This window comes from Vibrio pomeroyi, assembly GCA_041879425.1.
In the GTDB taxonomy this organism is placed as follows: domain Bacteria; phylum Pseudomonadota; class Gammaproteobacteria; order Enterobacterales; family Vibrionaceae; genus Vibrio; species Vibrio pomeroyi_A.
Window position 1 is genome coordinate 1,096,025 of sequence record CP090855.1, and the last position, 19,682, is coordinate 1,115,706.

Annotated in this window: 13 protein-coding genes; 7 read left to right on the forward strand and 6 right to left on the reverse strand. The window is 46.0% G+C overall.

Going from position 1 to position 19,682, the window contains the following annotated elements:
* Positions 1 to 197: 197 nt before the first annotated feature.
* A complete protein-coding gene (locus L0992_20820) occupies positions 198 to 689 on the forward strand; it encodes an Lrp/AsnC family transcriptional regulator (GenBank protein ID XGB68845.1) in 492 nt (163 codons plus the stop codon).
* A gap of 166 nt (positions 690 to 855) precedes the next feature.
* Here L0992_20820 and L0992_20825 read toward each other — a convergent pair whose 3' ends face one another.
* Together L0992_20825 and L0992_20830 are read right to left on the reverse strand one after the other, a co-directional pair.
* Complete coding sequence (locus L0992_20825) at positions 856 to 2,055, reverse strand: diaminopropionate ammonia-lyase (protein XGB68846.1); 1,200 nt, start codon at positions 2,053 to 2,055, stop codon at positions 856 to 858.
* A 407-nt stretch (positions 2,056 to 2,462) separates the two neighbouring features.
* Positions 2,463 to 3,572, reverse strand: a complete 1,110-nt coding sequence (locus L0992_20830) for an alpha/beta hydrolase (protein XGB68847.1) — start codon at positions 3,570 to 3,572, stop codon at positions 2,463 to 2,465.
* A 287-nt stretch (positions 3,573 to 3,859) separates the two neighbouring features.
* Here L0992_20830 and L0992_20835 point away from each other — a divergent pair, with 287 nt between their 5' ends.
* The 5 genes from L0992_20835 (at position 3,860) to L0992_20855 (ending at position 10,938) form a co-directional block, all read left to right on the forward strand.
* Positions 3,860 to 4,564, forward strand: a complete 705-nt coding sequence (locus L0992_20835) for a response regulator (GenBank protein XGB68848.1) — start codon at positions 3,860 to 3,862, stop codon at positions 4,562 to 4,564.
* Positions 4,565 to 4,600: 36 nt separating this feature from the next.
* A complete protein-coding gene (locus L0992_20840) occupies positions 4,601 to 5,920 on the forward strand; it encodes an ATP-binding protein (protein ID XGB68849.1) in 1,320 nt (439 codons plus the stop codon).
* Positions 5,921 to 6,055: 135 nt separating this feature from the next.
* Entirely contained in the window at positions 6,056 to 6,331 is a 276-nt protein-coding gene (locus L0992_20845) for a hypothetical protein (protein XGB68850.1), read from the forward strand.
* A gap of 551 nt (positions 6,332 to 6,882) precedes the next feature.
* Positions 6,883 to 9,252 carry a M4 family metallopeptidase gene (locus tag L0992_20850; protein ID XGB68851.1) on the forward strand — a complete coding sequence of 790 codons (2,370 nt, stop codon included), beginning with the start codon at positions 6,883 to 6,885 and terminating at the stop codon, positions 9,250 to 9,252.
* 129 nt (positions 9,253 to 9,381) lie between these two features.
* Complete coding sequence (locus tag L0992_20855; protein ID XGB68852.1) at positions 9,382 to 10,938, forward strand: M28 family metallopeptidase; 1,557 nt, start codon at positions 9,382 to 9,384, stop codon at positions 10,936 to 10,938.
* Between the two features lie 139 nt (positions 10,939 to 11,077).
* Here L0992_20855 and lhgO read toward each other — a convergent pair whose 3' ends face one another.
* From lhgO to L0992_20875, 4 genes are all read right to left on the reverse strand, one after another.
* Entirely contained in the window at positions 11,078 to 12,292 is a 1,215-nt protein-coding gene (gene lhgO / locus L0992_20860; GenBank protein XGB68853.1) for an L-2-hydroxyglutarate oxidase, read from the reverse strand.
* 26 nt (positions 12,293 to 12,318) lie between these two features.
* Positions 12,319 to 14,496 (reverse strand): TRAP transporter permease, encoded by a 2,178-nt coding sequence (locus tag L0992_20865; GenBank protein ID XGB68854.1) that lies wholly within the window; start codon positions 14,494 to 14,496, stop codon positions 12,319 to 12,321.
* A 151-nt stretch (positions 14,497 to 14,647) separates the two neighbouring features.
* Complete coding sequence (locus L0992_20870; GenBank protein XGB68855.1) at positions 14,648 to 15,661, reverse strand: TAXI family TRAP transporter solute-binding subunit; 1,014 nt, start codon at positions 15,659 to 15,661, stop codon at positions 14,648 to 14,650.
* 320 nt (positions 15,662 to 15,981) lie between these two features.
* Positions 15,982 to 17,322: a sigma-54 dependent transcriptional regulator gene (locus L0992_20875; GenBank protein ID XGB68856.1), complete on the reverse strand. Its 1,341-nt coding sequence runs from the start codon at positions 17,320 to 17,322 to the stop codon at positions 15,982 to 15,984.
* A gap of 228 nt (positions 17,323 to 17,550) precedes the next feature.
* Here L0992_20875 and L0992_20880 point away from each other — a divergent pair, with 228 nt between their 5' ends.
* Positions 17,551 to 19,614 (forward strand): ATP-binding protein, encoded by a 2,064-nt coding sequence (locus tag L0992_20880; GenBank protein XGB68857.1) that lies wholly within the window; start codon positions 17,551 to 17,553, stop codon positions 19,612 to 19,614.
* The last annotated feature ends 68 nt before the right edge of the window (positions 19,615 to 19,682 follow it).

Below are 19,682 nucleotides of genomic sequence, written 5' to 3' on the forward strand. Positions count from 1 at the left end.
TAATGCACCGATAACTTTAAGGATTATCATTAAACGAATACCTTATTGTGCGGGAATTCCGCATTTTTATTGCGTTATAGTGATTTTTTGTTCTCAATCCTCTGTGATTAATTGTTGGAGCCAAATACCTTTAACTCGATCACACACTGGTTCAAAAGAAACAATTAATTTACAAATTGATACTGGGAAGTATGGGTATGACACAACAGCCTGCATTGGTGGTCGACAGTTTCGACAAGAAGATCCTCAACATCGTACAAGACTCAAATAGAGCAACATCAGACAAGATTGCAGAAAAAGTCGGGCTCTCTCCCGCTGCCGTTCAGCGCCGTTTAAAACGCATGAGAGCACAAGGTGTGATTCAGGCTGATGTATCGGTGATTAATCCCAAAGCAGTCGGTCACGGAATGACGTTTATCGTTCAGGTAACACTTGAACGTGAGCGTGTGGATTTGATGCATAACTTCAAAAAAGAGATGAGTTCAAACCGTTCTGTTCAGCAATGTTATTACGTCACAGGTAGCTCTGATTTTATCTTAATCGTCACGGCTGCAGATATGGAGGGGTACGACAATTTCACTCGTGAAGCCTTCTTCGATAATGCCAATATCAAAAGCTTTCAAACCAATGTGGTGATGGATAACGTCAAGGTCGGGCTGACCATTCCGATTGATGAACAGCGTGATTAGAAAGCAAGGCGTGTCATGAGATGAAGTCAAAAAGAGAGAAAAAAAGACGGTATGAAGAAACCTTACATACCGCCAACTTTGGGGCTTACTTTATTATTCGTTGTTCGCGATTAGCTCTTGACTGCTAACTATTAACTATTAACTACTAACTATGAGATTTTCGTTATTAGATTTTGTTGTCGATGATTTGTTGGTAGAGGTCCGGGTCAGTTGCCCCTTCAGTACCAATTACTAGCACTCGGCTGTCTTGAGTTAAATTCAGTTTTTCAGCGAAATTCGGTTCTTGTTTAGCGATGATCGCTGCGGCAAACCCTGGAACTGCAGATTCGCCACCTTCTATTGCCACTTCCGTTTTCTCGCCACTCGCCAACATGCGCATCGCTTGCGGGATCGCCTCTTCACTCAGCGTCATAAAATCATCAGCGCCATTTTGGAGAATCGTCCATGCCAAGCTCGAAACCTCACCACAGGCAAGTCCCGCCATCAGCGTCTCTAGATCGCCCGTAACCACAATTGGTTTACCCGCTTGAGCGCTCTTCTGCAAACAGTTAGCCTGTTCAGGTTCGACAATTACAAAGCGTGGACGATCAACACCCCACAAATCCCAGAAGTAACCGCAGACGGCAGATGCCAAACCACCGACTCCACCCTGCACGAAAACATGAGTTGGGATTTCACCATCAAGTTGCTCGACAATTTCAGCCAGCATCACGGTGTAGCCCAGAGCAACGTCTTTCGGGATTTCCATGTAACCTTCGTAAGAAGTATCCGATACAATCACGCGGTTTTTCGCTCGCGCTTCTGAATCAGCCAAACGAACCGATTCATCGTAGTTACCTGTAATACGAACCACTTCTGCACCAAATGCTTCCATCGCTTGCTTACGGCCTTCCGACACATCGCGATGAATGTAGATAACACAGCCACAACCAAACATTTGTGCGCCCCACGCTACCGAACGCCCATGATTTCCGTCTGTCGCACAACTGACAACGATCTCAGCAACTTCTGATTTCCATTCCCCGTTTAACAACTCACTGATGGTCGGATTCTTTCCATAGCGATTGGCGATCTCAATCTGAAGCTGACGGGCAACAGCATACGCACCGCCCAGAGCTTTAAAGCTTTTTAGACCAAAACGTTGAGATTCATCTTTGTACCAGAATTTGTTTACACCGATCTCAGCAGAAATCGCATTCAGCTCATGTAAAGGAGTAACGGCATAGCCAGGCCATTGTGAAATATCCTTAATTGCCTGCTCAGAACTCGCAACACTCAAAATTTCAAGTTGCTCATTTGAGTACTCCAATTTAGGGCTTGCTTGAGGGTTCGCGTAGTGTGTCAGAGTGCCAGCCAGTAACTGCATAAATGATCGTCCTTATAAGTCATTCACATTGCTCCTTACTACAGCCAAATGAAAAGTTACGGCTTGTAAGGTTTGCGGATATTAAATTCTATCGGACAAAAAGTGCCTTGATTACGCTTTCTAAATTCAATATCTGCGGGAATTCTTTGTTACCTCGCTAAAAAATGCAGAATTTAGTCACCGTGAAAATATCGCAGTCTAATCTCACTTCACTATAGCAGCGACTCGAGTTATTGAGTCTATTCACGGCACTCGTTTCCTAAAATCAGTAGCCTAATATCTCGACAGCAGCACAGCATGGAGTGCAGACAAACAGAAACAAAAAAGGCTGATAATGGCCAAACCATTACCAGCCTTTTATCAACCTTTGCGGAGCTTTGAATATAACGCGACTAAGTTAACTTGGCTTACTCAATACGGGTAATAAAACCATACTTATCCGAGTCGGCTTTCGTCATCCAGTGCTCACCAGAAGCGGGGGCACAATCTAAAGTGAAGATGTAGAAATCGATCCCTTTGTCTCCCATCACCTTATTAAAATAGGTCGCTTGTTGGCGATGACTCTCATTGGTGTATGGGAATTCTTTAGCCGTTTTATCGCCCTCTGCCCAACTATGCACACCCACCTGTTTATTCAGCTCAATAGCTTTGGTGGTGTCAGCGCGTTGCAAAACTCGTGGGTTACCGGCAGCGAACAGATCCGTGCCACCCGAGAACACCGACCCCGTAGCAGTGACGATTGTCGTCATCTTGTTGTGGTGGATCATGCGCCCGGTGTACATATTGATCTCGTCATCAGCGCTGCCACCGATATGATTGGTGAATTTCAACGTCATCTCACTTCCCGGGTACAACTTTACGATATCAAAAAGCTGAGAATAGGTGGATGCACCCAAAGTCGATTGAATTCGCTCAACAGCGCCAGTCTCTTTGAGCACATCTCGGTAAAAGGCATTGAAAGCAAATGAAGTGGTGATGGTGACCTTATTACCCTTTTTGGTCTTACTCAGAATCGTCGAACCCAAGCTCGTCACGTATTGCGACAACTCATTTTGGTACTCAAGCTCGACCTTTTTTGCATTATTCGTTGTTGTTTGAATTAACGTCGTCTCATTAGAAACAGAGCGTAGCGCCGCGCTGCAATCAAACACATCCAAACCCTTGCTCTCTGTGTAGATACCACAGCTATCAAACCCTGCATCAGGAAAGTACAGGTCAACACTTTGACCTAAACGGCTCGCAAGCCTAACTACTTTTTGCTTCTCACTGATGTCTTCAGCAAATTGAATTTGGTCATACTGCACACCGTCATAGGTCAGTTTCATAGACTCTTGAAGCTCTTCTCGTTCTTGATACAACTTGCCTAATTTCACTGACGAAAATACGTAATCCGCCTTAGGTTTCACTTGTGCTTTAGTCGCTGCGTTACCAGAACTTGAACCTGAGTTCGAACTTGAGTTACAGCCAGCTAAAATAATCAAAGGCAGTGCCAGTAACGTTTTTCTATAGTTATTCATGCGTCATTCCCAAAATGTTTGATGGGAAAATTCTATTATTTAGCGCTGAATTTATCTGTCGTGGGAATGTATGAGAATGTCGAACCTATTTGAACAATGTTTTTTATTTTCCTATAAATGCCAATTCATCATTGAACTAACTTATAAAGTGTTTAATCATTCGCTTTAGGTATTTGGCGAAGCATGTGAACTTATATGCAACAGCGCATAATCGTAATGGTTCATCACGACGAAGACTCGCTCACCTAATCTCAATAAGTGAAACGCACGACAAGGCTGATAATGGAATGACAAAACCTAAAATGATCATCGTGGAAGACGATTTGAAACTTCAGAAAATGTTGCAGGACTACTTCGTCGCGCAAGATTTTGATGTCACGGTGTTGGACGATGGCAGTGATGCCGCACACACCATCCTCGCGGAGCAACCTGACATCGTACTGCTGGATTTGATGCTTCCTGTAACTGATGGACTTACAATCTGCCGACAGACGCGTGCGCACTATAAAGGTAAAATCTTGATGCTCACTGCTAGCGATGACGACTTTGATCACGTCGCTGGTTTAGAGACAGGGGCTGATGACTATGTCACTAAGCCAATCAAACCAAGAGTTCTGCTGGCCAGAGTTCGTTCGCTATTACGCCGCCAAGACAACAATACCGCTTCAGTCGATGACTCAGACACCCTTCAGTTCGATCAACTCGTTCTGAAAAACACTTATAAGAAGTGTGAACTTTCAGGTGCGGTTTTATCACTCACTGACAGTGAGTTTGACCTACTTTGGTTATTGGCAAGCAACCCAGATACGCCGTTATCTCGTGACTACTTGACGCAAACATTGCGCGGGATTGAGTACGACGGAATAGACCGGACGATTGACAACAAGGTTGTACGTCTGAGGAAGATTTTGGGCGACGACCACACACCAGCAGAGAAAATTCAGACCATTCGCGGTAAAGGTTACTTGTTTGTTTCAACCGCCTGGCATTAACTTCGCTCAGTACGAGCGTAATGAAAGAGAGCGATTATGCGACGTATCTTTTTGGAGTCCCTATTAGGGCTGTTAGTTTGCTTCATGGGCGGCATTGTCGCTTACGAAATCTGTGTCTATCAGCTCAATACTGACTACGAATATGTTCTGCAAGATTATGAAGCAACAGCCCACCAGCAACTCATAGAAAACATCGCAAAAAATCAGGGGCTTGAAGCGGCTCAACAAGCCATGAATCAGTTTGTCGAAACCACTCGAAATAAACTGATTACGTACAACCCAAAAGATGAAATACCAAGCCCTGTCTCAGAGTTCTTCTCGACCAACCCAAATACCTTCATCTTTCACGATGGTGAGCGTGACCTTTGGTTTCGCTTAGCAAGCAGTGACAATACCTATCATTACCTACCCAACAGTGAAGCGTTCGTTAGGCAAAAAATAGAATTGGAAGATGACCTCATCTGGTTGTTTTTCCTAGCAAGCTTTATCTTATACGGCGTATGCCACCTATTTATCATATTCCGCCGAGTTAAGAAGCTTGAGTCGGCGACGCTAGCCTTTGCTGAAGGGGATCTCTCCTCGCGAGCCGAAACCTCAAGCGGCATTGCAATTGGCTCACTCAATAAGTCTTTCAACCTCATGGCTGACCGCATTCACCGACTGATTGACAGTAATCGCTCGCTCACCAATGCGGTCGCCCATGAGCTGCGCACGCCAATATTCCGTATCCAATGGCAAGCTGAAATGCTTAAAGACACACCGCTCAACGAATCTCAGCAAGAGACTGTAGAAAGCATTGTGGAAGATACGGAAGAGATGGAGAAGATGGTCGACGAACTATTGTGTTACGCCAAATTAGATAGCTGCGACCTTGAAAATTTGCAGCAACCTGTCGAGATAAATGACTTTCTCGATCACGCGATGACACGCTGGAACAAAGATACTGAGCTCGACATCAACCTATCACTGCCAGAACAACCATCCGAGATTCTTGCGGATGAAATACTGCTGAACCGCGCTCTAGATAACCTCGTACGCAACGCCATGAAATTCGCACGCTCTCAAGTGTTAATTGAAGCCAGCGCGCATCAAGAGCAACTGCAGATAGCTGTACATGATGATGGTGATGGTGTGACTCAAGAGCATCAGGCTCGCTTGTTTGAACCGTTTTACGTTGGCGATAAAGCGCGTAACAAAGCCAAGAGTGGCCATGGTTTAGGGTTGTCTATCGTCGAGAAGATCTGTGCTCAACACAACGCAACCGTGGAAGTGGGTCAGAGCCATGCCTTAAAGGGTGCAGTATTCACCATAACCATTCAGCTATGTAATGATTCAGCTGACAAACCCATACAGTAACGACAAAACACCTCTGGAATAATGTTCAACATCGGTCGGGAGATGCTGTCTCCCATGAACTTATTAAATCTAGATAATCATGCCACTGCCTTTGTGCCTTGCCATCTAGGTTCCAATCATTCTTAGGGTATTTTTATGAAAAAGTTATTAGTTGTTTTAGGCATTGTTTCTCTAGCAGGTTGTTCAGGTATCAGCCACAACGAAGAAGTTTACACAGCGCACGCTGAGAGCTTCAACATCGTAGGTTTCCAAGTTCCTGGTAACACACAAGATCGTGCAATGGAATTGGTACCTGAAGGCGCTACGGTTGAAACTATTCGCTCTACAAACTCTGACACAAGCTCTGTTCTGGGTATCATCAACCGTATTATCGGTATCGACTACGTTCAAGTTGGCGGTAAGAAGCAGTAATTCGCTATCGTTGCATACTTAAGTTACGCGCCTTAAATCGTCGCCTGTACAAACTAAGTTCATCTAAGCCAGTGACCTCGTCGCTGGCTTTTTTCATCCAACCGGTTTTGTGCTCTGTGCCAAAGAACTTCTGAATTACCCTGCCTTGTTATAACTAACAATTCGAAAAATAAGCCAGAAAATCTTCGATTTATCATCAAAATATCCCTTAAATTCGCTTAATAGCCTCTCGCTCAAACTGACACTCCCAAATCGTTGTTCCTTCTATCAACCCGAAACTCGTTAATTGAGGCACAGATCAATTTGCACAAAAATCTTAATTTCCAAGAACAATTAACACTTAATAAAAGTGTCATGATTTTATAAATAAAACCTATGAGTGCGTTCAAAAATAAACAGAAACGATAACTATCTGTAAATACGATAAATATAAGTTTCATGAATAAAAGAGATCATTGCCATGCTACTAATTAATCAGATCGAATGATGTAAATTCGCCGTGAGAATTTTGTTACGTTTTCTTTGATTTTACATGGAAAGAGAAAATAACAATGAAAATAAGAAAGCGTTTAGTTGCCGTTGCTATAGCCAGTGCTATGTCTTTGTCAGTGCATGCAAATGAATCAGTTCAGATTGATCAACCGATCAACTTTACTAACTTTTCTGGGTTGAACACCCAGTTAGGGGTTAGCAATGCTTCTAGCTTCAAGATGGTTAAAGAAGTAAACCTGAAAAAGCGTGGCATCTACAAAGTGAAGATCCAGCAAAACATCTGGGGAACGCCAGTATGGGGGCACTACCTAAATGCAACCCAAAGTGTTCAAGGTGGTGCACTTAAATCCGTTCAAGGCCGCTACCTTGAGACAACAACCCTAGAGCGTTCTTTTGTTAAACCCTCCATCAATAGTGCTCAAGCAATTAAACTGGCGAGTAAAGATCTTAAGACTCAAGGCTTAACCAGCAAATCTCTAGACAATGTCCAACATCAGCTATTTATCTATCAAGGTTCAGTGAAGCAAGGCATCGGGCAACAAAGCGTAGATAAAACACGACTAGTATACGTTGTCTCTTACCTAGTAGAAGGCAGTGAGCAACCGACTCGACCGTTCACCATGCTAGACGCACACACAGGCGAAGTTATCGACCGCTGGGAAGGTATTGCCCACGCTCAGATCGGTACAGGCCCTGGTGGTAACGAAAAAACAGGCATGTACGAATACGGTACCGACTATCACTACCTTGATGTTCAAGAAAATGGCACAGAGTGTGTTATGGAGTCGGAAAATGTCGTTACCGTTGACCTAAATGGCGCGACAGATGGCGATACCACTTATAGCTATGAATGTCCTCGTAACGAACACAAAGCCGTGAACGGCGCATTCTCCCCACTGAACGATGCGCACTACTTCGGTAACATTGTGTTCGACATGTATAAAAACTGGTTCGACACAGCGCCACTCTCTTTCAAACTCATGATGCGTGTTCACTACGGTAACAACTACGAGAATGCATTTTGGGACGGCAAGGCAATGACCTTTGGCGATGGTGAAAGCTTCTTCTACCCACTTGTAAGCCTAGATGTATCAGCGCACGAAGTGAGCCACGGTTTCACAGAGCAAAACTCAGGTTTGATCTACGCAAACCAATCGGGCGGCATGAACGAGGCTTTCTCTGACATGGCTGGTGAAGCGGCTGAATACTACATGAAGGGCACCAACGACTGGATGGTCGGCCGCAATATCTTCAAAGGCGAAGGCGCGCTGCGTTACATGGACGATCCATCACGGGATGGCTCTTCAATCAACAACGCATCTGAATACTACGATGGCTTGAACGTGCACTACAGCTCAGGCGTATTCAACAAAGCGTTCTACCACCTAGCAACCACTCAAGGTTGGGACACCAAGAAAGCGTTCGAACTGTTCGTGTTAGCCAACCAAATCTACTGGTCTGAAAACAGTGATTTCTGGCAAGGTGCTTGTGGCGTGAAGAACTCAGCAACCGATCTTGGCTACAGTGCCGATGATGTTGTTTCTGCGTTCAACTTAGTAGGTGTATCCCCTTGTGGCGAACCACCACTTCCGCCAGAACCGGAATATCAGCGCCTTGAGAATGGTGTTGAAGCCGCTGTTGCTGGTGAAACAGGTTCGAAAACTTACTTCGATATCGAAGTACCAGAAGGCCAAGACAAGCTGACGATTGATCTTGCTGTTTCTACGGGTGACCCAGATATGTATGTCGGCCTAGATTACGCACCAAGCCCTCAAGAGAACATCTGTAAGAGTGAAAGCGTGACAGACGAAGTGTGTGTGATTGAGAACCCAACCTCAGGTCGCTACACAGTGAACATTCTAGGCTACTCAGATTACGCAGGTGCAAACCTAAAAGCATCATACGAATCAGGCAACGCTAACGTACCGCCAGTTTCTTCTTTCGAACATACGGTTGTAGGCAAAGAAGTCGAGCTGCGCAGCACAAGTTCGGACAGCGATGGTCAGATCGTCTCTTACCAATGGAACCTAGGCGATGGCAACACGCAAACAGGTGAAGTGACTCGTTATACCTATGCTGAAGCTGGCGACTATGTAGTTACCCTAACCGTGACTGACGATGCAGGTGTTGCGACATCAACAAGCAAGTCGATCACGATTGAAGGTGATTCAGCGGAAGGCTTCCCACTAAAACTGAAGTTTGGTAACAAAAACCCGAACGGCAAGGCTCGCGTTAAGCTGGCATGGGATTACGACACCAATGACTACTTCGTGATTAAGCGTAACGGCAAGAATGTTGGTGCGACAGACTTCAACTCATACGTCGACAAGTTCCGTCACAACGGCACAGTAGATGTGGAGTACCAAGTGTGTACCTCAAGCGATATCTGTTCAGAAACCAAGCACTACCGTTTCATTAAAGCACAGTAATCAATAGCAAATTCAGGGCTCCGTAAGGGGCCCTTTTCTCTATTGTCTGTTTATCGCATGAAACATCTACACATTTCACAAAAATCATACCCATCAAGATAACAATACTCACCATAAAAAGGACGACAAATGGCTATTCAAAAAAGCATGCTAGCTTTAGCTGTACTCGGAGGTTCTCTAGCCTTAATCAACAGTACTTCGGCTTACGCATCCCTAGGCATCACACCACCAGCGAACGAAGAGGTTTGGATCACCACCGATGCTGACGCACAGCATATAATGACTCAGCATGGTGCAACGGTTTATCCAAGCGTGACTGGAAACAAACATTCCATCGTCGCGAAAATCAACCCGAAAGAGCTCGCGAAACTATCCAGCCACATGCACGAAGAAACCCACCGTTGTGGTGGCTACATGGTGCACGAAGACAAAGCTAGCGCACTCAAAGCCGCAGCGATGCCACTGACCATGAGTACCTTCGAAAAACCGGAGATCAGCCATCAAGACACGGTGAATGACCTACTCGCTCAGGTTGAGCCAAACAACATGGTCACGACCATCGAAAATCTAACCAACTTCACCAACCGTTTTTATACCACTTCTACTGGTGTCGCTGCTTCAGATTGGCTTTTGGAACGTTGGGAAACAGAAATTAAAGATGTGCCGTATGCGTCTGCACGCCAAATCACACATGCCGAATATCCGCAAAAATCTGTTGAAGTGACGCTACTCGGCGCTAAATATCCTGAAGAGATCGTCGTTGTTGGTGGACACCTTGATTCGACCGTTGGATCTTGGACAAGCGAAGGCACCATCTCACCGGGAGCCGATGATGATGCTTCGGGCATTGCGACGGTAACAGAGTCGCTTCGCCTGATGATAGCGAGCGGTATTCAGCCAGACAAAACCATCAAGTTCTATGGCTATGCTGCAGAAGAGGTGGGGCTGCGCGGTTCACAAGATGTCGCCAACGCGTTACGAGACGAGCAAGCAAACGTTGTGTCTGTACTGCAATTAGACATGACCAACTACAACGGTTCAGCACACGATATCACCTTCATCACAGACTATACCGACAGTAACTTAACCGCCTACTTGAGCGAGCTGATCGACACTTACGCTAGCGACATCAGTTACGGTTTCGATGATTGTGGTTATGCGTGTTCTGACCACGCCTCTTGGCACAATGTTGGCTACCCAGCCGCCATGCCATTCGAGAGCATGTTCAACGACTACAACCCACACATTCATACTCAGCACGATACTTTGGAAAATTCAGATCCAACCGCAACACACGCGACTAAATTCGCCAAACTAGCCATTGCTTACCTTGTCGAAACCAGCCTTGATTCGCCAGTTGCAGGCCCTAAAGAGCTGCAAAATGACGTGCCTGTTGAAGGACTTACTGCAGGATACGGTGAAGAACAATACTTCACCTTTACCACGGAAAGTGCAGGTCAGTTAACAGTAACATTGACAGGTCCTCGAAGTGGCGATGCAGACCTTTACGTGAAACACAATGGCACCGTATCAAAAGCGAGCTACGATTGCCGTCCATACCAGAACAGCAGCAACGAACAGTGTGTATTGAACAAACCAGCGGGTGAATTCAACATCATGGTGCGCGGCTACCGTAACTTTAACGATGTCACTATCGTCGCTAACTTCGTGCCAGATTGGCTGTAAAGTTAGTTGACTGACTAACGTTAATCCGCACAAACACAGCGAAAACTAAAAATCCGCGAGTTCGATCCTAAATAGGATTGAGCTCGCGGATTTCTTATTATCTTCGGAGGAAAGTTCAATCAATGAACTTCCGTTATCATCAAGCCGTCTTTTTCATCACCTTAGTGCAAATATACTCACCAATCGGTATTGCCGAAGTCGCTGCTGGCGATGGCGCATTGCACACGTGCAAGCTTCTTGGACTTTCGGCAAACAGAAAATCATGAACCAAGGTGCCATCGTTGAGTACCGCTTGGGCACGAATACCGGCTGGGTAAGGTTTGAAATCTGACACCGTAATGCTCGGGCAATATTTGTTAACTAATTTTAGGTAACCCGGTTTCCACCACGAGTTCTTAAACTCGATCAAACCGGTTTTCAGATTATTCGCAGTCACTTTCCAAAAGCCCGCAAAGCTCAGCATCTGCCAAGTGTCCTTGAAACTAAAATTAAGCTTGCCATACCCTTCTCGCTTCCAGCCTTGAACTGCATTTGGCCCTACTGTTACGGAGCCATCAATCATGCGTGTTAAATGCACGCCCAAGAAAGGCAGTTCTGGGTCAGGGATCGGATAGATAAGGTGATTCACCACTTGGTTGTGTTTAGCATCCAACTGATAATATTCACCGCGATATGGGACGATTTGGAAGTCGGTTTCAATGCCAAGCATGCTGGTCATTCTATCGGCCATCAAACCAGAACAAGTGATCAAGAATCGGCTGTTCAGTTGTAGAGTTTGACCATCGACTTTGCACGTTAACTGCACCTCATCTTCCTGCTCGTCAGCCATAATCACTTCAGTACCAAGGCTAAGTTTGCCACCCGCTTCAACAAACTCTTGAGCCATCACTTCGGTGACTTTTTTGTAGTCGACGATACTGGTGGTTTTGACATAAATCGCGCCCAAGCCCGTGATGTTCGGCTCTGCAAGTTTGAGTTGCGCTTGATCCAAGAGGTCGACATCAATGTCGTTATCATGACAACGTTGATAGAGCGCGTTCATGCGCTCCACTTCCTGCTCATTGGTCGCGACCAACAGCTTGCCACAGTTTTCGACAGGGATATCGTGTTGGCTGCAAAAGGCGATGGTGCGCTCTACGCCACGCTTACAAAAATCCGCCTTTAAACTGCCCGGAGCGTAGTAAACGCCAGCGTGAATCACACCACTGTTATGGCCCGTTTGGTGCTGCGCGAAGCCACGCTCCTTTTCGACTAAAAGGATACTTTTATCAGGGTGAGTTTGCTGTAATTGCCATGCCGTCGACACGCCAACAATGCCACCACCAACGATAATATAGTCGTATGTTGAGTTCATAATATTCCTACATTCAATCCTTTTAATTATAGGGAAGACGCGACAGTGTCAGGTTCGGTTTGAGGCAACGATTCTTGCTCATCTTCCGATTCCTTTTTCACTTGATTAGCATCGTATTGACGAGCCGTGTGAATAAAGAGACCAATGAAAAGTGCAACGCACACTAGGCGAATCACGACGGAAATGTCAGGCCAAACCAATGCCACACCCAGCACGATTAACACAGCACGAGTCAGCAGATTAATTTTATTTTCTAGATAGCCTTCAATCGCAGCAACAAACGCGTAAGTACCAATAATAGCAAAACCACCCGTGACCAAAACGGAGGTCACATCCCAACTTACTAAGTTGGTGTAGGCAATCAACAATGGCACTAAGTACAGGCCTTTGGCGATCTTCCACGCCATTAAACCAGTTCTCATTGGTGGGGTTTTAGCAATGGTCGCAGCCGCAAACGCCGTTAAGCAAACCGGCGGGGTTACGTTGCTGTCTTGCGATAACCAGAAAATGATCAAGTGTGCAGAAAGCAGTGCAAGACTGATCGCTTCCAAGCCCAAGCTCTGCTCAAGTAGGGTTTCGACAAAGTCAGCAGGGACTAACGCAATCATCTCTTTGGCTGTTTCGAGAGCCATTGGCGCATTGAGTAAATCTAATTTTTCTGGCGCCGCCAACATAAAGATGGCTTTCGCCTGTTCAGGTAGCTGACCCGAAACCAGCAAGTCGAGCAACTGGCTTTCAGCAATCAGTTTGTACAAAGCTGGAGCCGACAGAGTACCCAACACGATGTAAGCCGCGGTCACTGGTAAGCCCATGCCCAGAATCAAAGATGCCAGCGCGATTAAGGCTATCATCACCAACAAGTCGCCGTTCGCCCAACTGTTGATCATCAATGAGAAGGTGTTACCAATTCCGGTCGTGCTGATCACGTTGATAACTAATCCAATGCCTACCAACAACACCGCCGTGGTCGCCATGTTTTTTGCGCCTTGAGAAAGCGCTTCAATGATCGCCTTTGGACCCATTTTGTGATTTTTAGAGAACCATGAAGCCACGACGACAGACAGAATCGAGATACCCGCTGCGTAAGTCGGCGTAAAACCCTTCACCAACAGAGTCACCAACACCGCTAATGGGATCAGGTTATGCCAGCCCGACAACAAGACCTTCAATAGAGGTTCACAGCCAGAAGTGACTTTTTGCACGCCACTGCGTTTTGCTTCAATACGCACGAAAAATGCCACAGACAAAAAGTAGATAAGCGCAGGTAAGAAGGAAACCGCAATGATGTCGACATAAGGGATCTGCGTGTAAGACGCCATGATAAACGCCCCCGCACCCATCACTGGTGGCATCAACTGCCCGCCCGTCGATGCAGCCGCTTCAACACCTGCTGCGAAACGCGAAGGGAAGCCTGCCTTTTGCATTAAGGGAATACTGATAACGCCCGTCGAAACCGTGTTAGCCACGCTCGAACCCGATACTGAGCCCATTAAGCCTGAGCCAATTACGGCGATAAAGCCCGGGCCACCAATCACTTTGCCAGCCGCTGCGCGAGACACATCAATGATGTAATCACCGACACCCGAACGCACTAAGAATGCGCCAAATAGGATGAACATAAACACGAAGGTCCAGCTGATTCTAGAGATCGAACCGAACATCCCTTCTGATGAATAAAAGCTTCGATAAAGCAGTGTTTCAAGGCTCAAACCCGGAAAGTGAAAGATACCACTTGTCCATTGCCCCCACAGCACTACATAGCTCAAACACACCAAGATAAGCACCGGAATAAACCAACCCATGGTACGACGAATCAGTTCAATAACGATGGTAATCGCCAAGATAGAGAAGAACCAATCACTGGCGATGAACTTAACCCCTCGCTCATACAAAGCATCTTCTGCAAAGGGAATGTAGATAAGACAAGCCAAAGCCGCCAAGGCAATTCCGATATCGACCGCCAGAGCAATTTTGCTCTTTTTCAGTGAGATATGGGCGGGATACCAAAGCGCACAAATGATCGCAAAACCGGCGAAGTGGGTCGCCGAGATCCAAAGCTCTGGCAAGGTCGATAAGGTATTAAACCAAATATGTAATAGGGAGAGAATCACTCCCATGGTTGTTATCGCTTTGCCCACCCACGGAAAATCCGTTCGGGTCGGCAGTTCAAATTTTTTCAGTTCCTGCTGCAGCGAATCGCTCATAGAAAACTCCTGCTCTCCGCAGCAAACACGAAGAGAAAATCCATAAAGTAAGCAGGTGCACGCACACATTCTTGAGCGAACGTGCACCAAGCAATTAAGTACGAAGGGTGTCTTTGTTTAACTAACGTAAACCGTCATTCGGCGAAAGCCGTTAGTTAACGATCAACTCAGAAGGGATATCGATGCCCACTTCTTGGTAGTAACGTGCAGCGCCCGGGTGAAGTGGAACAGGCAGACCTGCGATCCCTTTCTCGAGTGCCATTGCTTTGGTTGCTTTGTGGATACCTTGTAGGAAAGGCAGGTTTTCATAGATAGCTTTGGTCAGCTGATAAACATCTTCTTCAGAGATGTCTTCACGAACCGCTAGGAAGTTAGGTTGAGCGATAGTGGTGATTGGCTTATCAACACCTGGGTAAGTGTTCGCTGGGATCTCGTACTTGGTCCAGATGTTGTAATCGCCATTTGCTTGTTTAATCTGCGCATCGGTAAAAGACAAGATTTGAATGTCTTCACCCAAGGCTGCAAAGGCTTGAGTTACCGCACCAACAGGCACGCCAGCAGGTGTGTTCATGCCATCAATCGTGCCGTTTTGTAGTGCACTGGCACTGCCACCGTAACCCATAAAGGCGAGTTTAAATTGTTCTGGGTTAACCGATAGGCCCTGCATGATCTGGCGTCCTGAATTCTCTGTACCTGAGTTCTTCTTACCGATAGAGAATTTTTTGCCGTTTAGATTTTCTAGATCACTCATGGTGCCCGTTTCTGTCAGATCAGAACGCACAATAAAGTGTTCAACGTTTTGCCATAGCATAGAGACTGAACGCAGCTGAGTTTGGCTGCCCGACTTCTCGTATGGCCCTAAACCTTGCCAAGCCCAAGCACCGTACAAACCCTGTAAAATGGCAAACTGTGCTTCGTTTTCATTGAGCAGTTTTACGTTCTCACCCGATCCCGCTGAGCTGATCGCCGCCAAAGAGAAGTGCTGCTTTGGCGCAAGCTTAACTTTACTCAATGTCGCCAACGCTACACCCACAGGGTAGTAAGTGCCGCCTGTTGAAGCCGTCGCTAAAATGTAGCTGCGCTCTTCTTGAGCCGAGGCGTTGCTGATAAGGCCGATAGAAGCCATTGCGATTGCTAAAGTTTTAACTAGCTTGTTGTATTTCATTGTTACTCTCCATGTAGAGTTATTCACGTTATATTTTTGTTAACAACAATCGCTAGATAGCAAGCGCAATGCCAATTTTTAAGTTACTGTTTTAATTGATCTTTATTTTAAAGCCCACTTAATATGAGCTATTTATTGCTTATTTGACTGCGAATGAATGAGCCATTTTTTGCTTATCCAAAGCAGTGATTAACATCTATTTAAAGGTAGTGAGGTCACACTGCGTCATATTTATGTGATCAATATTTATAAAGTGACAAATATGAGGTGAGCCATTTTTTGCTCATTGATTCAGAGCGCACTTCAAATCTTGTCATCATTTACGAATCGACATAATCGCTTCGGTTTAAAGCATAACGCACCATCTTTTGATTCAATGTTCGACGAGGTAAATCCAAGTCTTGCATCACATCATTGATTCGCCCTTGATAACGGACTAACGCATCATGAATCACTTTTCGTTCGAAGCTCTGAACCTGAACCGCCAACGGGATCCCTGATGTCGTTGACTCTGTTACTGAGTTAGGACGACACGCCAAAATATCGCCAACAGTCAGGCTTTCATCCAGTGCAAAGCGAATCGCGACATTACGCAGTTCACGCACATTGCCCGGCCACGCATAAGACAACAAGGCATAGCGATCCGCCTCGCTGGCGATTCGAGTTTCACTGTTCGCTTCTTGAGTAAAGTGTTCGAAAAGAATCAAAGCATCGTCTTCTCGCTCACTAAGCGGAGGCAAATGCAGTTGCGCGACGTTCAAACGATAGAAAAGGTCTTGGCGAAAATCGGGATGATTAAGCAGATCGCTTTTCGAGGCGGAGACCACTCGCAGATCAACGTTCTGTTGCTGATTACCACCCACGCGTTCTACAACGTTATCTTGTAAGGTGCGCAGCACTTTGACCTGCATCGACAGCGGCATACTCTCTATTTCATCAAGGAACACGGTGCCTTTGTCGGCAAACTCAAGCTTACCGATGCGTCGCTTAGCTGCTCCTGTAAAGGCTCCGGCTTCGTGACCAAACAGCTCGCTTTCAAACAGATTTTCTGGAATCGCGCCACAGTTAAGCGGCACAAAAGGATGGGTTTTGCGTTGGCTGAATTCATGTAAGCAAGAGGCGACCAGCTCCTTACCGCAGCCGGTTTCTCCGTAAATGATCACGTTGGTGTCTATGGAAGCGACTTTCTGGATTTGCTCGCGCAGTTCGCACATCACCTTACTTCGACCAATCAACACCTGTTCAATGCCCTTCAAGTTATCTAGGTAACTTTGGCGGCTGATTCTGTCTTGACCGCTTTGATGTTTATCGACCGCTTCCGATACCGTTTGAGACAGACGCTCTGGGTCGAATGGCTTTTCAATAAAGTCATACGCGCCTTGCTGTAACGCCTTTACCGCCATGTCGACATCGCCATGACCCGTGATCAAGATAACGGGCACATCTGGCACAAGGTTTTTAAAACGCCCTAACAGTTCAACACCATCAATATCAGGCAAGCGAACATCGGTGATAATGGTCTGAAAATCACCTAGCTCTACAGCATCTAACGCATCTTGCCCCACTTCAAATGCAGTGACATCGAAGCCCGCTAATTGTAACCACTGGCTGGTTGCTTGACGCACAATCGCGTCATCTTCAATCAAAGCTATACGCTGCATAGTTTGGTTCCGCCGCTTACATCTGAATAATGTCGCCCACGGTATGTAAAAAAGAAGCAGACGAAAAGGAGCTAGCTCCCACTTTGAATAACACTCCTTTAACAGTTTAATAATGTTTGTTAGCTTCGATTTGTCCCACGCTCCACCTTCCAAGAAAAAAACAGTGAAGCTTCGCATCTCATTAATTTAGATAGGCAACTTACTAATTTTAAAAGGATTTAATCAAGCATGATTAACAACAATCGATATTGGTTATTCCTATGTGCCTGTTCATTGATTGGTTTAGTGCAGGTCACCACCAAAAATGGCATCAGCCAGTGGAAACTCGAACAAGCCCAACGCTATGCCGAACAGCGCTTCCTTGGTTACATTGCCGAAGCAAGGCGAACTCTTAAGCGTTTCTATTATCTGCCCTACCTGGTCACCAATGATGAAACCACGGTGCGTTTTATCGATGGTGAAGACCGCCTTGAAAAACGCATCAAGAAACAGCTGATTCAATTGGACAAAGCGGCTAACACCAAGGGTTGGTATCTGCTTTCTGGCGAAGGGGACTTGTTGGTATCGAGTGTTGAAAGAAGCAAACTGAGTAAAAAGAACGCCAACACGATTGTCTCTAAGATCCACCAGCAAGGTGGTGCGATTTCGGTGGTGACCAAAAATAAAGGCGTGACACCCGATTACTTTATTGCCGCACCGGTTTATCGAGCGTCAGATGTGGTCGGTATTGTTGCGGTACAAATCGATTTGTCATTGTTAACCGATCAATGGTTTGCCGATGGTGAAGCGATACTGTTCCAGAACCCTCGTGATCAGTTCTTTCTCTCCAGTGACAACAAACTGAGTGCCGATTGGTTCAATGACACCTTCAATTCTCAGCCAACAGCCACCAAGCGCGAGCTGTATGACCAAACCCACATTCGTGTGTGGCGACTGCAAGGTAAAGACTATCTGATTCAGTCGATCAAGTTAGACGACCTCAACTGGCGATTAACCTACCTAACGCCACTAACCAGCCTCAACCAAACGACGAGTTGGATAAGTTGGAGCGTAGCGGTGGCCTGTCTTTTCGTCATGCTATTGCTAGTGATTCTTTATCAAAGACGCCAGAAAAAACTCAGCAACCTGCGAATCCAAAAGCTCATCGAAGAGTCGGAAAAGCGCCTATCAGGAATGATAAACAAGACCCACGTAGGGCTGGTACTGATCGATAAGCACGGTCATATCCACGACATTAACCTGATGGCGAAGAACTACTTCTGCCTGTCCGATTCGATGATCAACAACATTAAGGCGTGGCAGTTATTTGAAGCGGGCAACCCAAACTCAACCACGCTACAGCTGCTAAAAAATCTAGATCAACACCAAGAACTGGCCGAGATCACCAGCGTCGAAACCATGGCAAGACGCAGCGATGGCAGCTATTTCCCAGTATTGTTCTCTATTAGCGCCTTTCCTTGGCATGCCACGACCTATTACCTGTGTACCGTGATTGATATCAGTAAACGTAAGAAAGCAGAGATCGCAGTTCAGGAAGCCAATAAGACACTTCAACTGCGGGTAGAGGAGCGAACGCAAGACCTCAAAGATGCGCAGCAAGAGTTGGTGGAATCAAGCAAGCTCGCCGCGTTGGGACGCATGTCGAGTGCGATTACTCATGAACTCAATCAGCCGCTTACAGGCCTAAAAACGCTACTTTCAAGTAACCAGTTACTGATGGAACGAGGCGAGACTAAGATGCTGAAAGCGAATATGGACTTAGTCATGAGCCTAATCGACAGAATGGCTAACATGACCAGCCAATTGAAGTCGTTCGCCTTCCAAAGATTGGAAAAGCCTTACCCAGTTTCACTGACAGACGCACTGCAAGAAACCTTGCGTATTCATCAAGCCGAATTGGAAAACGTCGATATCCGCGTGCGTGTCGCTTCCAATATTTCGATGGTAATGGGAGAAGAGGCGCGACTTCGTCAAGTGCTTGGTAACCTGCTTAGAAACGCTGTCGATGCCACGCAGAATCAGAAACCAGCGACCATTGTTATCAGTGCTCATACCGAGCAACAACGCGTAGTCATCAAGGTTCAAGATAACGGTTGTGGTGTGTCAGAAGACCAACTCGAAACCATTTTTGAACCCTTCCATACCAACAAGAAGATGGGCGAAGGCTTGGGGCTCGGGTTAGCTATCACGGCAAACAACGTGCGTGATATGCAAGGCACATTAATAGCGAAGAACAACTCAGACCAAGGCATGACATTTACGTTAACACTACAGAATATCGATAGTGAGTAATTACTTACATAGACCTTGAACGCCACATTCTATTGAAGCGCTAGAACTAAAAAACCGCCCACAGAGGG